18 protein-coding genes are annotated in these 15536 nt (G+C 37.8%); 11 read left to right on the forward strand and 7 right to left on the reverse strand.

Annotation, left to right across the window (positions count from 1 at the left end):
• Positions 1–18: 18 nt before the first annotated feature.
• Positions 19–1122 carry a PASTA domain-containing protein gene (locus tag ACGHIN_RS05080; protein WP_390451387.1) on the reverse strand — a complete coding sequence of 368 codons (1104 nt, stop codon included), beginning with the start codon at positions 1120–1122 and terminating at the stop codon, positions 19–21.
• A gap of 156 nt (positions 1123–1278) precedes the next feature.
• On the opposite strand from ACGHIN_RS05080, the gene ACGHIN_RS05085 reads away from it, so the two are divergent.
• The 3 genes from ACGHIN_RS05085 (at position 1279) to ACGHIN_RS05095 (ending at position 3469) form a co-directional block, all read left to right on the forward strand.
• Entirely contained in the window at positions 1279–2277 is a 999-nt protein-coding gene (locus tag ACGHIN_RS05085) for a D-alanine--D-alanine ligase (RefSeq protein ID WP_390451390.1), read from the forward strand.
• On the forward strand, positions 2274–2738 hold the full coding sequence (gene coaD, locus ACGHIN_RS05090; protein WP_007844215.1) for a pantetheine-phosphate adenylyltransferase: 465 nt from the start codon (positions 2274–2276) through the stop codon (positions 2736–2738). The genes ACGHIN_RS05085 and coaD overlap by 4 nt, the downstream gene beginning before the upstream one ends.
• A 98-nt stretch (positions 2739–2836) precedes the next feature.
• Positions 2837–3469 carry a trimeric intracellular cation channel family protein gene (locus ACGHIN_RS05095; protein WP_390451393.1) on the forward strand — a complete coding sequence of 211 codons (633 nt, stop codon included), beginning with the start codon at positions 2837–2839 and terminating at the stop codon, positions 3467–3469.
• 61 nt (positions 3470–3530) lie between these two features.
• Here ACGHIN_RS05095 and ACGHIN_RS05100 read toward each other — a convergent pair whose 3' ends face one another.
• Positions 3531–4100 (reverse strand): tetratricopeptide repeat protein, encoded by a 570-nt coding sequence (locus ACGHIN_RS05100; RefSeq protein ID WP_390451395.1) that lies wholly within the window; start codon positions 4098–4100, stop codon positions 3531–3533.
• A 74-nt stretch (positions 4101–4174) separates the two neighbouring features.
• Positions 4175–4669: a dihydrofolate reductase gene (locus ACGHIN_RS05105; RefSeq protein ID WP_390451397.1), complete on the reverse strand. Its 495-nt coding sequence runs from the start codon at positions 4667–4669 to the stop codon at positions 4175–4177.
• 74 nt (positions 4670–4743) lie between these two features.
• On the opposite strand from ACGHIN_RS05105, the gene ACGHIN_RS05110 reads away from it, so the two are divergent.
• The 5 genes from ACGHIN_RS05110 (at position 4744) to ACGHIN_RS05130 (ending at position 9151) form a co-directional block, all read left to right on the forward strand.
• Positions 4744–5352 (forward strand): LemA family protein, encoded by a 609-nt coding sequence (locus ACGHIN_RS05110; RefSeq protein WP_390451399.1) that lies wholly within the window; start codon positions 4744–4746, stop codon positions 5350–5352.
• The gene (locus ACGHIN_RS05115) at positions 5352–5780 is read left to right on the forward strand and encodes a TPM domain-containing protein (protein ID WP_390451401.1); all 429 of its coding nucleotides are present in this window, start codon (positions 5352–5354) and stop codon (positions 5778–5780) included. Before ACGHIN_RS05110 ends, ACGHIN_RS05115 begins: the two co-directional genes overlap by 1 nt.
• Entirely contained in the window at positions 5761–6567 is an 807-nt protein-coding gene (locus tag ACGHIN_RS05120; RefSeq protein ID WP_390451404.1) for a TPM domain-containing protein, read from the forward strand. Before ACGHIN_RS05115 ends, ACGHIN_RS05120 begins: the two co-directional genes overlap by 20 nt.
• 174 nt (positions 6568–6741) lie before the next feature.
• On the forward strand, positions 6742–7263 hold the full coding sequence (locus ACGHIN_RS05125) for an NAD(P)H-dependent oxidoreductase (RefSeq protein ID WP_390451406.1): 522 nt from the start codon (positions 6742–6744) through the stop codon (positions 7261–7263).
• A gap of 4 nt (positions 7264–7267) precedes the next feature.
• Positions 7268–9151, forward strand: a complete 1884-nt coding sequence (locus ACGHIN_RS05130) for a monovalent cation:proton antiporter-2 (CPA2) family protein (RefSeq protein WP_390451408.1) — start codon at positions 7268–7270, stop codon at positions 9149–9151.
• 3 nt (positions 9152–9154) lie between these two features.
• Here the strand turns inward: ACGHIN_RS05130 and ACGHIN_RS05135 are convergent, their stop codons facing one another.
• A complete protein-coding gene (locus ACGHIN_RS05135) occupies positions 9155–9964 on the reverse strand; it encodes a head GIN domain-containing protein (protein ID WP_390451410.1) in 810 nt (269 codons plus the stop codon).
• A 176-nt stretch (positions 9965–10140) separates the two neighbouring features.
• On the opposite strand from ACGHIN_RS05135, the gene ACGHIN_RS05140 reads away from it, so the two are divergent.
• Both ACGHIN_RS05140 and ACGHIN_RS05145 read left to right on the forward strand, forming a co-directional pair.
• Positions 10141–12282, forward strand: a complete 2142-nt coding sequence (locus tag ACGHIN_RS05140) for a M3 family metallopeptidase (RefSeq protein ID WP_390451411.1) — start codon at positions 10141–10143, stop codon at positions 12280–12282.
• Between the two features lie 103 nt (positions 12283–12385).
• Entirely contained in the window at positions 12386–12763 is a 378-nt protein-coding gene (locus tag ACGHIN_RS05145) for a YchJ family protein (protein ID WP_390451413.1), read from the forward strand.
• A gap of 36 nt (positions 12764–12799) precedes the next feature.
• Here the strand turns inward: ACGHIN_RS05145 and ACGHIN_RS05150 are convergent, their stop codons facing one another.
• Together ACGHIN_RS05150 and ACGHIN_RS05155 are read right to left on the reverse strand one after the other, a co-directional pair.
• Complete coding sequence (locus ACGHIN_RS05150; protein WP_390451416.1) at positions 12800–13300, reverse strand: FKBP-type peptidyl-prolyl cis-trans isomerase; 501 nt, start codon at positions 13298–13300, stop codon at positions 12800–12802.
• A gap of 86 nt (positions 13301–13386) precedes the next feature.
• Positions 13387–13638 (reverse strand): VF530 family protein, encoded by a 252-nt coding sequence (locus ACGHIN_RS05155; protein WP_390451418.1) that lies wholly within the window; start codon positions 13636–13638, stop codon positions 13387–13389.
• A 178-nt stretch (positions 13639–13816) separates the two neighbouring features.
• On the opposite strand from ACGHIN_RS05155, the gene ACGHIN_RS05160 reads away from it, so the two are divergent.
• On the forward strand, positions 13817–14110 hold the full coding sequence (locus ACGHIN_RS05160) for a GIY-YIG nuclease family protein (protein WP_390451420.1): 294 nt from the start codon (positions 13817–13819) through the stop codon (positions 14108–14110).
• Between the two features lie 363 nt (positions 14111–14473).
• On the opposite strand, the gene ACGHIN_RS05165 is transcribed toward ACGHIN_RS05160, so the two are convergent.
• The gene (locus tag ACGHIN_RS05165; RefSeq protein WP_390451422.1) at positions 14474–15499 is read right to left on the reverse strand and encodes an LLM class flavin-dependent oxidoreductase; all 1026 of its coding nucleotides are present in this window, start codon (positions 15497–15499) and stop codon (positions 14474–14476) included.
• Positions 15500–15536: the final 37 nt, after the last annotated feature.

Raw genomic sequence — 15536 nt, forward strand, 5'->3', positions numbered from 1 at the left:
TTTTATAATCAATATAAACTATTCTACGACTACTTTTTTAGCTTTTGGCTTTGGAGCCGTCTGTTGAGTAGCAGTAGTTTTATTATTGCTGCCCGTATTGGAACCGCTTCCTGAAGTATTGGAAGTGGTAGTTTTAGGCTTAGAGTCCGTTTTTGTAGTAGTTGCAGCTCCTGAAGCAGGTTTTACAGTACTGGTGGTTGTTTTTGCAGGCTCGGTTTTTGGAGGCTCCGGTTTTGGAGTTACCGGTGGTGGAGCTTGTTCATAATCCGGCGTTGGATGAACAGGAACTTCCTCATATCGTATCGGAGGCAGAGAAGTATCTACCTTCATACGGTATATGGAGTTTAGCTGTTCAATTTTATTGCGTAATTCTGCTGGTGTTTTTTTACTGGCCCAAAGATCTATCTGCATCCCCTGATCCCGGACATCTCCTGAGGCAGGATCCTGGTAATAGATAATATCCGATTCATCTTTCCCGCCATCTTCATACTCTACCAGCCCTACTTCAAACATACTCCTTGCAATAACTCCTCTTGCTTCTTTCACTGTTAATCCCACAACATTAGGAATGGAGATATTTCTCATAGGCCCTGAACCGATCACCACATCAATAGTGGAGAACCTCGGCAACAATGATCCCGGTTTGATAGGATTTCCTTTGAATAAAACCCTTAATACCGCATCCTTCTGTATACTCGGTTCAAAAATGGTATCACCTACTTTCAAACCTACCTGATCTATTCTTTGGAAAGCCAATCCTGAATATTTATTAACAACATCAGGAACTGCAACAGGGGCCCATGTCTTAGGATTAACCATTAATTTGATTAATGCTCCCGGCTTTACGCGAGAACTGGATGCAGGAGAAATTTTCAAAACCTGATAAGGTCTATATTTTGGATCATATTTAAAGCTATCTACTTCATATTCCAAACCTACATCATCTAAAATTTTTATGGCATCGTGTACAGATTTATTAACAATATTGGGAACCGGTATCTCCTGACCATGATTGGTGTGGTATTCCAACCAACGAAATGTAAGCCAGACCAACCCCACGAAAACCCCTATGGCTACTAATAAGTTCAGTAAAACTTTCCAATTGAAAAGTGATTTAAGCATACTTAAAAATACTTTAATTATAACGGCAAATATAATTAATAATTTTAGAATGTGATTTTTATTTAACACATTTCATTTTTCATTTCAAAATTTCTGATTTTCCCATATTACAATACATAATTTCATTAAATTTGCCTTAATTGATACTATATGGTTATGAACAAAAAAAGTGTTGCCGTAGTCATGGGAGGCTATTCCGACGAATATGTGGTTTCCCTGAAAAGCGGTCAATTAATCTATGACTCTTTAGACAGAAATCTCTATGATGTATATAAAGTAGTAATCCTTAAAGATGAATGGTATTTTTTAGATGAGAACAACAAAAAATACGGCATCAACAAAGGTGATTTTTCTGTAACACTGGAAAACAACGAGAATCTGAAGTTTGATGTCTGCTTTAATATTATCCACGGAACACCTGGTGAAAATGGCATCTTACAGGCCTATTGGGATGCAATCGGGCAAACGTATACAGGTTGCGACTTTTACCAAAGTGCTTTAACGTTCAATAAAAAAGATACTCTTGCTGTATTGTCAAAATATGGAATTCCTTCTGCAAAAAGCATTTACCTGAGAAAAGGTGAAAACATCAATGTAGATGAGATTGTGGAAAAGCTGAATCTTCCTCTTTTTGTAAAACCGAACCAATCCGGTTCTTCTTTAGGAATTACAAAAGTAAAAGAGAAATCGGAATTGATTGCGGCTACTGAAGTTGCCTTCAAAGAAGATGATGAAATTTTAATTGAAAGCTTCCTGGACGGTATGGAAGTTTCCGTTGGCGTAATAGATTTTAAAGGCGAAACCATTGTATTGGGAATTACCGAAATAGTTCCTACTAATGAATTCTTCGATTATGAAGCTAAATATGAAGGAGCTTCCGAAGAAATTACCCCTGCAAGAATTGATGAACCAACAAGGATCAGAGTAGAAGAAATTGCCAAAAGAGCTTATGATTCTTTAGGAATGAGTGGATTTTCACGCAGTGAATATATTTTAATGGATGGTATTCCTTACATGTTGGAGATGAATACCAATCCTGGATTCTCCCCGGCAAGTATTTTACCTCAGCAAGCGAGACATTACGGAATTTCTATTACAGACCTTTGCGGAAACGAAGTGGAAAAGGCTCTGGCTAAACAATCAAAACAATCATGAAAATTGCTGTTTTCCCGGGATCATTTGATCCTATCACTCTAGGACATTATGATATCATTGAAAGAGCAGCACCGCTTTTCGATAAACTGATTATCGCCATCGGACAGAATTCTCAAAAGAAATACATGTTCCCACTGGAAAAAAGAATGGAATTCATCCAAAATTCCGTTGCCGAATTCCCCAATGTGGAAGTAGATTATTTTGAAGGCTTAACGGTTGATTATTGTTTTGAAAAAAATGCCCAGTTCATCATTCGTGGATTAAGAAATCCTGCCGATTTCGAGTTTGAAAAAGCAATCGCCCATACCAACAGAACATTAGCTCACAAAAAGCTGGAAACCGTATTCCTTTTAACCTCATCAGGAAAATCTTTTATAAGCAGCAGTATTGTAAGGGAAATTATCAACCATGGAGGTGAATACGAATTATTGGTTCCGGATTCGGTAAGAGTGGAGAAATAAATAATAATTGATAAGCAGTAAATGATAATTGATGAAATGGTAGACAATTTGCTTATGAAGCAATCATTCATCAATTATCATTTACCATTTATAGTTATATGCACGAACAGTTCAATTTTGCCATAGAAGTCCTGGGAACTATTTCCTTTGCGATGTCGGGAAGTTTTGCCGCGATGCAAAAACGCCTTGACCCGTTTGGGGTGCTCATTATTGCCTTTGTAACTTCTGTAGGGGGTGGAACTGTGAGAGACTTATTATTGGACATTCCGGTTTTCTGGATGCATGATCTGTTGACCTGTGCCGTTATTTTAATCACCAGCATATTTTCCATGATCTTTAAATCGATGGAGAAAAATTTCAAAGTAACCCTGTTTATTTTTGACAGTTTCGGGCTTGGACTTTTTACCATTATCGGTGTTCAGAAAGGGCTTAATGCGGATATTCATCCTTTAATATGCATCGCCTTAGGAACCATTACCGGATGCTTTGGAGGGATAATACGGGATATTTTGCTCAATAGAATCCCGCTCATTTTCAGGAAAGAAATCTATGCTACCGCTTGTATTGTGGGAGGATCTGTGTTTTTATTGATGACAAAATTCACTTCCTTTTCTTATACCATTGTACAAATATTCACTATTTTACTAATTGTTGCGATCAGAACATTAGCTGTGAAATACCATTGGCAAATGCCTAAGTTCTATGGGTACGAAAATAATTCGGAAATGTAATTTTAATTTTAAAGATAAAAAAAGCACCCTTTTTCAGGTGCTTTTATTTTTTTTATTCAGTTTAGAAGAATTTTCCTCTCTGTCTCATGTTCGGGTTATGCATATGCTTCTGCATGGAAGGCATTTTCAGCTGGTCTTTCATCATTTTGATCTGATCTGTCATCATCCCCGCACTATCCAGTCTTTTTGCTTCTTCCAGTAATTTCTGGCCTTCCTGCTTTCTTCCTTTGGAAATGGCTGAAGCAGCAAGATTTAAAGTAGCCATTGCTCTGTCGTGTTTCATATTCAAACCATAATCCAAAGCTTTTCTCATCAAAGGCTCCACTTTCGTAGGATGTTCCTGAGCTAAGGTTAATCCTTGCAGGTAATGGAAATAGCCATACTGGGATTTGTGAAGCTGGGATTGGTAATTGGTAATATTATTCAGAAACTTGGAAGCTTTTTCCATATTCTGTTTTCTTAGCTGCCAGAAAGCCAAAAGGATATTCTCATTTTTGAAAAAAAGGAAAATAGGCAATGCTGCCAGGAGGAAAATAACAATCCCCCAGCCCAGGTTTCTGGTAAAAAACATCATGTAGATTCCGGTAAGAATAAGAAGTGCCGCAACTACAATTTTTATATACTTGTTCATTATTACAATTTTGAAGTGCAAAGATAAAAAAATTAGAGGTTAGAATCTAGAAGTTAGATATTAGATTTTAACAGTTACTCACTCTTAATCTTTTCATAGGTCTGAAAACAGAAATCATACGGATTTTTTTCATCCTTTTCATGGCAAACCTCTTGGGTTTTCATCCAAATTTTGCTGTCTATTGTAGGAAAAAATGTATCTGCTTCCAAATCTGCTTTTACTAAAGTAACTTCCAGCCTATCCGTAATATCCATCGTCTGCTCATAAATATTTCCACCACCGATGATAAAAACTTCTTCATCAATCTTTTTAGCAAATTTCACGGCTTCCTTAATACTTCCCACAATCAGAATACCTTCCTCAAACCAGTCTTTCTGTCTTGAAATCACAATATTGGTACGATTAGGAAGCGGTTTCCCGATACTTTCATAGGTTTTTCGCCCCATGATCACCGGGTGTCCGGATGTTAAATCTTTAAAGTGTTTTAAATCTTTCGGAAGATGCCAGAGAAGCTGATTTTTTGAACCAATTTCGTTTTTCTCCCCCATAGCTACCACTATTGTTATCATTAAAATAATTTTACACAAAATTAGCACATAATTTGTATATTTGGTTAGCACAAAAATTTAAAAAAAAATAAACTATGAGAAACAAAGGCTGTCTGAGCGCCGGAACTATAGGTATCGCTCTTCTTATTATTGTTGCCATTATATTCTTCTGGGGCAAGAACGGTTATAATAAATTTGTATCGCAGGAACAGGGAGTAAATGCAAAATGGTCTAACGTGGAAACGGTATACCAGAAAAGAGCTAACCTGATTCCTAATTTGGAAAGAACGGTAAAATCGTATTCAAAATTTGAACAGGAAACATTAACCAAAGTTGTTGAAGCACGTTCTAAAGCTACTTCCATCAACATCGATCCTACCAATATGACGGAAGCAGATATGGCTAAGTTCCAGGCTGCACAAGGAGAATTAACCGGAGCATTAAGCAGATTAATGGCCGTTGTAGAGCAATATCCTAATCTGAAAGCTGATCAACAATATATTAACTTCCAGAGAGAGTATATTGCCATCGAAAACAGCATCAGAACAGAAACGGTATATTACAACGATGCTGTGAGGGATTATAATACTTCCATCAAGCAATTCCCGAATAATATTTTGGCCAACTTCACTAATTTTAAAGAAAAACCTTTATTCAAAGCTGATGCAGGAGCCAACAAAGCCCCTGAAGTTTTCTCGGAATAATGAGCAATTTCCTAACAGATCAACAGATAGCTTCCCTTGTGGAAGCTATTCAGTCGGCAGAAGAACATTCTACAGGCGAGATCAGAGTGCACATAGATTCTAATACGGAAGTCCATAATGCGGAAACTGCATTTGAAGTTTTCAAAAAGCTGTGCATGAATAAAACCGCTGACAGGAATGCTGTGCTTTTCCATGTGAATTTTGAACAAAAGTATCTTACCATTATTGGTGATACAGGAATTCATGAAAAAGTACATCAGTCTTACTGGAATCATTTGCATGATTATATCACAACTGAATTTTCCAAAGGAAATTATTACAAGGCGTTAAAAAGCGCTATTCTGGAAACAGGCCTTGAACTTAAAAAACATTTTCCCGTAGAAGGGGAAAACCACAACGAACTCCCTAATGAAATTACGTTCTCTTAAAATAGTATTTTCATTTTTACTGACTTGCTTATACACGATTGTATCAGCACAATATACTATTCCTGAAAAACCGAAGATTCTTTATCCTGTTTATGATGAAGCAGGCTTGCTGACCCAGCAGGAAAAGGATCAACTTAATGATAAGCTTATTAAATTTTCGGATTCTACCTCAACGGAAATTGAAGTAGTGATCATCCCATCTACAAAAGGGGAAGATATCAATTTTTTAGCGACCATGTTCGGGCAAAAATGGGGAATCGGGCAAAAAGGAGTTGATAATGGTGTTGTATTTCTTATTGCTACAGAAGACAGAGAAATGGCTATTCAGCAAGGAAGGGCTGTGGAAAAATATTTAACGGCTTCAGTGGCCGGTCAGATCATAGATTATATTGTTGCCCCCAATTTTAAACAGGGACTTTGGTATGAGGGGATCAACCGGGGTACTTCTGCCATTATGGAAACCGTTCAGGGTAAATTTAAGCCTTTGGTTACTCAAAGTGATGATTCCGGCGATTCCGGTATTTTTACCATTATGATTATTGCATTCGTTATTTTTATTATTCTGATTATTATTATCAAAAATAAAGGAGGCGGCGGAGGCGGATTCAATGATGACGATGATGTAATCATCACCCGAAGAGGCCGCAGAAATTATCCGGGGGGATTCTTCCCATTCCCGGGCAGCTTTGGCGGCGGTGGATTCGGCGGAGGAAGCTCTGGTGGCGGATTCGGTGGCTTTGGCGGCGGCGGAAGTTTCGGTGGTGGCGGAGCATCGGGGGGATGGTAAATTAAAATTGTAAAGAATAAAATAAGAACCGGTTATTACATGTAACCGGTTTTTTTATTGATGACATTAAAAAACACTTCTTTTTTTATATTTTTAGTATTAAGAAATCAATAAGCCCAATTATTCTATAGTATATCCGGCAAAAATTCATTAAATTTACTGAAAACAGGTTTCATGAAAAAGACGTTGGTGATTTTTGCGCATCCTTATCTGGAACACTCCAATTCGAATGTAGAACTTATCAATTTCTATGTTCGCCATCAACACTACACGCTCAGAGACCTGTATGAAGAATACCCTGACTTTCATATTGCCGCATTCAGAGAAAGAAAACGCCTGAAAAATTATGACCGCTTTATTTTCCAGTTTCCGATCATCTGGTTCGGTATGCCTCCCTTGCTTAGATTGTGGATTGATGAAGTCTTTGACAGAGATTGGTTAAAGGAAGGCGAACATAATCCCTTAGAAGGAAAAGAAGTATATATTTTGGTGACTACCGGCGGAAAGGAAAGATCTTTCAGCAAATCGGGAACGTATCAATATACCATTGAAGAGCTGATCAGTGGCCTCATTGTCTCTCTGAAAGTTTTCAAAGCGGACATCAAGCTTATCAAAGTAGTATATGAAGCCAATAAGCTTACTAAAAAAGAAATCATTAAACATAAGCAGGAATTTATGGAAATTCTGAATCAATAAAAATATGGAGCCAACTTTAGCCATGAATACACTACTCTTCCTGGGCGTTGCCATCATTATGGTTCCGCTGGCAAGAAAATTCGGCCTAAGTTCAGTGATTGGCTACATTGTCGGGGGAATTATCATCGGACCTTATGTTCTCAGGCTTACCGGGAAAGATGTGGATGATATTATGCACGCCAGCGAATTTGGGGTAATCATGCTTCTTTTCCTTGTGGGATTGGAACTGGAACCCCGGAAGTTCTGGGAAATGCGGAAAAAGATTGCCGGATTGGGACTCACCCAAATGCTTTTTACCATCGCATTGCTTTTCCTGGTTTTTATTACGGCTGGATGGAGGATCGATAAGGCTATTGCCGTTGCCATGTGCTTTGCATTATCTTCCACCGCTATTGTTTTGCAGACTCTGCAGGAAAAAAATTCACTGAAAACAACAGCAGGAGAAGCATCATTTTCTACCTTACTGTTCCAGGATATCGCAGTAATTCCAATTCTCGCTATTTTACCTATTATTGCCAATTATAAGGCAAGACATCAAGATAATGAAATACAGGTACTGATTCAAACCCTGCCGGAATGGATGCAGGCTCTGACGGTAATTTTAGGAGTAGCTTTTTTAATCTTATTAGGCAGATACGTTTTTGTACCGTTTTTAAGATATGTTTCAAAATCCGGAATGACGGAATTATTAACTGCCTCATCATTGTTTCTGGTAATCGGAGTTTCGGAACTTATGAGTGTGATTGGGCTATCTCCTGCTTTAGGGGCGTTCCTGGCAGGAGTAATGCTTGCCAACAGTGAATTCCGGCATGAGCTGGAAGCCCAGATCGATCCTTTTAAAGGTTTGTTATTAGCTGTATTTTTCGTAAGTGTAGGATCTACTATGAATTTCAGCGTCATTCAAAAGGACCCGGTATTTATTTTCAGTACTGTTTTTGCAGTTCTCCTGATAAAATTTATTGTTTTATTTGCCATCGGAAAATTTTTCCGTATCGATACTCCCCAAAGCTTATTTTATGCGTTTGCGCTTTCTCAGGTAGGGGAATTTGCATTTGTACTGATCAATTATGCCTCTAACCTCTATCTTTTAAGTCCCGAACTGAACGCTCAGATGATGGCTGTAACAGCTATTACGATGTGTATTACTCCTATTCTATTGATTATTAATGATAAAATCATTACTCCAAAATTCATTAAGGAAGTTCCTGATGAGGGACATGATTTTAATATTCTTGATGGCAATGTCAGTCAAAAGAAAATTATTATTGTCGGCTTCGGACATTTTGGAAGTACGGTTGGACGTTTGTTAAGAGCTAATAAAGTTTCTGCTACAATTCTGGACCGGGATTCAGACCGCGTAAAATTATTAAGAAGTTATGGTTTCAAAGTGTATTATGGGGATGCTACAAGAATTCCGATTTTGAGGGCTGCAGGAATTGAAGATGCCGAAATCCTGGTACTCTGTCTGGATGATCCGGATGATAACAAGTTTATCGCAGATCTGGTCCGTGAACATTACCCTAAGGTAAAAATCTTTGTGAGAGCCAAGAACAGGATTGATGCATACGGCCATCTTAATAATGGGATTAACAATGTATATCGGGAAACGTTGGGAACTGCAGTAGATATGGCTGTTGACGTCCTGCATGAAACAGGAATGCGAAAATATGCGGCAAGGCGGCTCGGACAGAGATTTATGGCTATTGATAAAGCTTCCATTAGAAGACTGGCCAAAGCCAAAGATAATGATGATGACATCCTGCTGTTTACCACAAAAGAAATCCTCCAGCGTGAGGAGGAATTATTGGCTTATGATAATCTTAATTTTGAAAATAAAAATTGGGAAGGCTCCTCATCCACAGATGAAGAAGACGAGGAAACCGGCTAAAATTTATTCGATGCTTACGCTTCCACCACTACTTTCGTTTTTAGTGACCGTTGTAACATTTCCTTTTTTATACACATTCACGCTTCCTCCTGATGAGGCTTCAGCATCTATTTTTGATACAGCACTGATTTGAATGCTTGCCCCACTTGAAGCTTCTGCTCTTAAATTGTCTACCACTACTTCTTTTGCAGAAACACTACTGGCAGAAGAAGAGCTGATTTCCGCATTTTTAGCTTTTCCGGACATTGAAATACTTGCAGCTGAAGAACCGTCAACATCAAGATCCACAGCCCAGATTTTACCTTCAAAATTCCCGCTGCTGTCTACCGAAATATCAAAATCGTTGGCTTCCATATCACCGCTGATTTTTCCTGCACTGGAAATTTCCACATCGGTTTTCTCCTGAGTAAATTTATCTTTTACAACAATACTCGCTGCAGAGTTTGCGGCAAGTTTTGAGAAATCTTTAGTAAATATTTTTGCAGTAACCCTGTTGTTATTCATAACTCTTATTCCGGGTTTATAATGAATGTGCAATTTCCCGCCATTGTTATCTACCAAAATTTCATCAATGATATTTTCAGGGGCGGAAATCACTACTTTTTCCTGATCCGATTTCACAATTTCAGCTTCAATAGCCTGTGAAACTTCTATCTCATCAAAATCACCACTGAATTCTCTTTGCCGGGTAGGACCATGATCTTTATTGGTTACCGTATCTACCCAATTGCTTTTTTCTCTTCTCTCATGCTTTTCATTACAAGAGACTAGTAATATGGCGGCTGAAAAAATAAAAAGAGTTGTTGATTTCATGTTTATTACTTTAATAGTTATGCTTATTAATTTATAAACAACTAATTTATAAAAAATATTACATTAAAATTTTGAATTTCTTCAGTATATAGATTTACCGGTTAGCATCGGATTAAATCAAAAGTCGGATATAAACTTAGTTTTTAATATCTTTATGGTTTAATAACAAATAATTTATGAAAAACATTTCATCAGTATTGTTAATTTCCGCTTTAGCATTCAATTACTCATGTACTACAATGAAAAAAAATGATACTCAGCAGGAAATCCCTGTACCGGACTCTTCTTTATCATCCAATCCTTTTATGAAAAAAAGCAAGCTCCAGTATGAGGCTCCGGAGTTTGATAAAATCAAGGATGAACATTTCAAACCTGCTTTTGATTTTGGATTAAAGCAGCATGATGCTGAAATTCTGAAAATCGCCAATAATCCTGAAGCTCCTACCTTTGAAAATACAATCGTTGCATTGGAAAAAAGCGGTGAGGTGTTCAAAAGGGCAACCATTATTTTCTCGAATCTTACCAGTGCAAACACCAATCCGACATTGCAGGCATTGGACGAAGAATATGCCCCGATCTTTGCAGCCCATTCGGATAAGATGTACCTGAATGAAAATCTTTACCAAAGAATACAATCAATTAAAGAAACGGGATTAGATTCTGAAAGCAAAAGATTATTACAATTCTACAAACAGAATTTTGAAATTGCCGGTGCTAATTTGTCTGCTGCTGATAAGGAAAAACTAAAGCAGATCAACCAGGAATTAGCTTCTCTGTCTACTCAATACTCTAATAAATTGTTAGAAGCCAGAAAACAAGGCGGAGTATTTTTTTCTGATGTAAAGGAACTTGACGGACTTTCAGCTGATGAGATTGAAGCCGCTGCAACTGACGCTAGAAATGCAGGACAACCCGGAAAATATCTTTTAACATTACAAAATACGACTCAACAACCCCTTTTGCAGAATCTTAAAAACAGGGCTTCAAGAGAAAAGCTGTTCAAGGCTTCGTGGCTGAGAGCGGAGAAAGGTGACGGAAATGATACCAGAGAAACTATTGAGAAGCTGGCCAAACTCAGATTGAAAAAAGCTCAGATCTTAGGCAAGAAGAATTTTGCAGAATGGAAACTTCAGGATCAGATGGCTAAAACACCGGAAGCAGCCGTAAAGTTAATGAATCAGATTGCTACTCCTGCTGTTGAGACAGCAAGACGTGAAGCTAAAGATATTCAGGATCTGATCGATCAGCAAAAAGGAGGCTTTAAAGTTGAGCCCTGGGACTGGAATTTCTATGCAGAACAGGTAAGAAAAGCAAAATATGACTTGGATGAAAACCAAATTAAACCTTATTTTGAAGTGACTACTGTTCTAGAAAAAGGAGTATTCTATGCAGCTGAAAAGTTCTTCGGAATTACCTTCAAAAAAAGAACGGATCTACCTGTTTATCATCCGGATGTAGTTGCCTATGAAGTTTTTGATCATGACGGAAAGTCCATAGCCATTTATTACCTGGATTTTTATACCAGAGATTCTAAAAACGGAGGTGCATGGATGAGTAATTTCGTTGAGCAGTCTTACTTATTAGGAACCAAGCCTGTGATCGTCAATTGTTTCAATTATCAGAAACCTGCACCGGGAAAACCTTCATTGATCAGTTATGATGATGTTTCTACAATGTTTCATGAATTCGGGCATTCCATCCATGGTATGTTTGCCAGCCAGAAATACCCTTCTCTTTCAGGAACCAGTGTTCCGAGAGATTTCGTAGAATTTCCATCCCAGATCAATGAGCATTGGGCTCTAGATCCTGTTATTTTAAAGAATTACGCTGTTCATTATGAAACCAAGCAGCCTATTCCGCAGACATTGGTAGACAAGATCAAAAAAGCAGCCACTTTTAATCAGGGATATATGACCACAGAATTGGTTTCTGCCGCAGCTTTGGATATGGACTGGCATACTGTTACGAATGAAAGCCAGCTCATTCCTGTCTTGGATTTTGAAAAGCAATCTTTAAAAAATCACGGATTTACATTAGCCACGGTTCCGCCAAGATATCACACTCCTTATTTTGCCCATATTTGGGGTGGAGGGTACTCAGCCGGATATTATGCCTATTTATGGTCTGAAACCTTAGATAATGATGCATGGGAATGGATTAAAAATAACGGTGGCTTAACGAGAAAAAACGGTGACCGTTTCAGAAAATATATTCTTTCCGTAGGAAATTCTGTGGATTTGAATCAGGCATTCAGAGATTTTACGGGACATGATCCGGACATTAAACCTTTACTGAGAAGCAGAGGATTTATAAAATAATACTAAAGAAGCATTCTACACAGAGTGCTTCTTTTTTGATCAGAATCAAATTCAATTCATTTTTTTTTGAGATTTTTGTGGTCAATAAATTTAAAACTGTACAATGAACTGTCCCTGCTGCTCAGGAAAATCATATGAAGAATGCTGCAAACCTTATCACACCGGAGAAAAATATGCTCCGACTGCTGAATCTTTAATGCGTTCAAGGTTTTCTGCATTTGCTATTCCGAATGGTGAATATCTGCTGGAAACCACTCTTCCCAGCAAAAGAAGATTTCACAATACAAAAGATTTACAGGAATGGGGAGAGATCAATGAGTGGACAAAGCTTGAAATTATTGATAAGCCTTCACTCAGCAAAGTAGAGTTTAAAGCTTTCTACACGGATGAAGACGGGCAGAAACAGGTTCATCATGAATTGTCAACATTCAAAATGGTTCAGAACCGCTGGTTTTATGTAAGCGGAGAATTTTTAGCATAAAAAAAGCGTCTGAAAAATCAGACGCTTTTTTATTTTTTAGTGACCTTCAGTTCCGTCAATTCCATGGGCATGGCCATGTGATAATTCTTCTTCTGTCGCAGGACGTGTGCTTAACACCTCTACCTGAAAATCCAAAACTTTTCCTGCCATTGGATGGCTAAGATCCGCTACTACAGCTTCAGGGGTTATTTCTACTACAAATGCCTGGAAATTATTTCCCTGATTATCCGTTAAAGGTAAAATGGCTCCTACAGGCGGAGTTCCGGACTCTTTAAACATATCAATCGGTAACTGCACGATAGAATCAGGGTGCTTTTCACCGTAAGCTTCTTCCGGCTGAATAACAAAGGCTGCCTTATCACCGGCTTGTAAGCCTAAGATATTCTGTTCAAACTTTGGAATCATCATTCCCACCCCATATAAAAAGGTAAGTGGGTTTTCGGCTGTTGTTTCTTCTACAAGAACCTTGCTTCCGTCTTCTTCGATCGTATGAAGAATGTAGCGTACCGCTACAACATGATTTTTTTCAATTGTCATATCTTTACGTTTTTTCGTGATATTTTTCACGATTATCGTACAAATATACTGTTTTGAAATAAAGAAACTAGAAATAAATTCTCTCCTTAATTTCTACGTTTTGCTTCGTTTCGTTTTTTCTCTCGCAGCATAAAGAGATACAGGCTTTCCACTTTGGTTCTTGCCCATGGTGTTTTCCGTAAAAACTTTAAGGACGAACTGATGCTCGGATTATCCGTAAAACATCGGATATTGATCTGTTTGCCCAGTTCTTCAAATCCATTGTAATATTCCACCAGTTCTTCAAGAATGGCATCAAGTCTTTTACCGTGTAAAGGATCTTTGGATGGTTGTTGCATGATGTTGTAAAAGTAATAATATAAGTTGAGATATCAGCAACTTCTCGATACGCTCCATTTCATTCCGCTACTCGAAGTGACGTTTTATTTCCTAACTTCAATTCGTCAGTTCGAGTAAAAATTATTTGCAACGCAGTGGAAAATAATTTTGTATCGAGAACTTTGCTAACTTTACATCATGCAAAATTCATTCGTTTATATTTTACTTTGTTCGGATAACACTTATTATACAGGTGTTACAGACAATGTATACAAACGCTTTGACGAACATCAGGATGGAAAGTTTTTTGGTTCGTATACTTACACGCGAAGACCTTTACAACTTGTTTATTATTGTGAGTTTATGGATATAGAACAAGCAATAGATTTTGAAAAGAAAATAAAAAAATGGTCTCAGGCTAAAAAATTAGCACTTATTGAAAGTCGTTTTGAAGATTTACCTAATCTTGCTAAAAAGAACTTTAATAAGTAACTTCTCGATACGCTCCATTTCATTCCGCTACTCGAAGTGACGTTTTATCTTCTAACTTCAATAACTCGTTAGTTCGAGTAAAAATTTTTGTAACGCAGTGGAAAATAATTTTGTATCGAGAACTTTTATTAGCTAACTTCTCGATATGCTCCATTTCATTGCGCTACTCGAAGTGACGTTTTATCTTATAATTTCAATAACTCGTCAGTTCGAGTAAAAATTTATTTGTAACGCAGTTGAAAATAATTTTGTATCGAGAACTTTTATTAGCTAACTTCTCGATACGCTCCATTTCATTGCGCTACTCGAAGTGACAGCATATGCAATAAAAAAGCTCCATTGAACATTCAATGGAGCTTCGATTTATAAAGGTTGAATAACCGGCAATACTTCTTTTCCGAATAATTCGATCGATTTCATCATAATATCGTGTGCAGGATCTCCTATATCCATGTGTCCTATAAATCTGGTAATTCCAAATATTTCTTTCATGTAAGCTATTTTATCAGCAACCTCAGCAGGACTTCCGATAAATAATGCTCCGTCTTTACTTCTTCCCCCGTCATACTGCATCTTAGTATAAGGAGCCCAGCCTCTGGAAGCCCCGATCCTGTCCATCTGGGATTTGTACGTGTGGAAATATCCTTCAATTACATTCTGGTCATTGCTTACAAATGTGTGGGAATGAATCGCAATCTGCATATTAGCAACGTCATGTCCTGCTTTTTTATATTCCTGCTTGTAGAATTCAATTAAATTCCTGAACTGAACCGGCATTCCTCCGATAATCGCAACTACTAAAGGCATTCCCAACTGTGCCGCATTGAGAACGGACTGAGGCGTTCCTCCGACTGCTCTCCAAATAGTAAGTCTACCGTCGTTCTTAGCTCTCGGATATACCGTCTGATTTTGCATCGGAGCACGAAGTTTTCCGGACCATGAAACATTTTCTTCAGAGTTTATTTTTAATAACAATTCCAGTTTTTCATCAAAGAGCTGTTCGTAATCATTCAAAGAATATCCGTACAAAGGAAATGATTCTATAAAACTTCCTCTACCTACAAATATTTCGGCTCTTCCATCGGAAATTAAATCCAATGTTGAAAAGTCTTCATATACTTTTACAGGTTCAGATGAACTTAAAACCGTTACACCGCTCGCCAGCTTTATATTTTTTGTGATGCTTGCCGCAGCCGCTAATACCATTTCCGGGGATGAAACCGCATAATCCGGGCGGTGATGTTCTCCCATCGCAAAAACATCGATTCCGACCTCATCCATGAGCTTTATCTGCTCAAGGATTTCACGAATTTTCACTCCTGCGTCTCTATATTTTCCTGTTGCCTGGTCGAAAGCCAAATCGCCAAACATTCCTATTCCTAATTCCATATTTCTGATTTTAGATGTACAAAATTATGATAACCAA

The organism is Chryseobacterium barbadense, from assembly GCF_042849955.1.
Lineage (GTDB): Bacteria > Bacteroidota > Bacteroidia > Flavobacteriales > Weeksellaceae > Chryseobacterium.

Bases quoted from the DNA above. Each gene is read 5' to 3' on its own strand.
- coaD (WP_007844215.1), top strand. From the start codon at position 2,274: ATGAAAATTGCTGTTTTCCCGGGATCATTTGATCCTATCACTCTAGGA.
- ACGHIN_RS05155 (WP_390451418.1), bottom strand. From the start codon at position 13,638: ATGCAACAACCATCCAAAGATCCTTTACACGGTAAAAGACTTGATGCC.
- ACGHIN_RS05095 (WP_390451393.1), top strand. From the start codon at position 2,837: ATGCACGAACAGTTCAATTTTGCCATAGAAGTCCTGGGAACTATTTCC.
- ACGHIN_RS05110 (WP_390451399.1), top strand. From the start codon at position 4,744: ATGAGAAACAAAGGCTGTCTGAGCGCCGGAACTATAGGTATCGCTCTT.
- ACGHIN_RS05115 (WP_390451401.1), top strand. From the start codon at position 5,352: ATGAGCAATTTCCTAACAGATCAACAGATAGCTTCCCTTGTGGAAGCT.
- ACGHIN_RS05100 (WP_390451395.1), bottom strand. From the start codon at position 4,100: ATGAACAAGTATATAAAAATTGTAGTTGCGGCACTTCTTATTCTTACC.
- ACGHIN_RS05120 (WP_390451404.1), top strand. From the start codon at position 5,761: ATGAAATTACGTTCTCTTAAAATAGTATTTTCATTTTTACTGACTTGC.
- ACGHIN_RS05165 (WP_390451422.1), bottom strand. From the start codon at position 15,499: ATGGAATTAGGAATAGGAATGTTTGGCGATTTGGCTTTCGACCAGGCA.
- ACGHIN_RS05160 (WP_390451420.1), top strand. From the start codon at position 13,817: ATGCAAAATTCATTCGTTTATATTTTACTTTGTTCGGATAACACTTAT.
- ACGHIN_RS05105 (WP_390451397.1), bottom strand. From the start codon at position 4,669: ATGATAACAATAGTGGTAGCTATGGGGGAGAAAAACGAAATTGGTTCA.
- ACGHIN_RS05140 (WP_390451411.1), top strand. From the start codon at position 10,141: ATGAAAAACATTTCATCAGTATTGTTAATTTCCGCTTTAGCATTCAAT.
- ACGHIN_RS05080 (WP_390451387.1), bottom strand. From the start codon at position 1,122: ATGCTTAAATCACTTTTCAATTGGAAAGTTTTACTGAACTTATTAGTA.
- ACGHIN_RS05135 (WP_390451410.1), bottom strand. From the start codon at position 9,964: ATGAAATCAACAACTCTTTTTATTTTTTCAGCCGCCATATTACTAGTC.
- ACGHIN_RS05145 (WP_390451413.1), top strand. From the start codon at position 12,386: ATGAACTGTCCCTGCTGCTCAGGAAAATCATATGAAGAATGCTGCAAA.
- ACGHIN_RS05130 (WP_390451408.1), top strand. From the start codon at position 7,268: ATGGAGCCAACTTTAGCCATGAATACACTACTCTTCCTGGGCGTTGCC.
- ACGHIN_RS05085 (WP_390451390.1), top strand. From the start codon at position 1,279: ATGAACAAAAAAAGTGTTGCCGTAGTCATGGGAGGCTATTCCGACGAA.
- ACGHIN_RS05125 (WP_390451406.1), top strand. From the start codon at position 6,742: ATGAAAAAGACGTTGGTGATTTTTGCGCATCCTTATCTGGAACACTCC.
- ACGHIN_RS05150 (WP_390451416.1), bottom strand. From the start codon at position 13,300: ATGACAATTGAAAAAAATCATGTTGTAGCGGTACGCTACATTCTTCAT.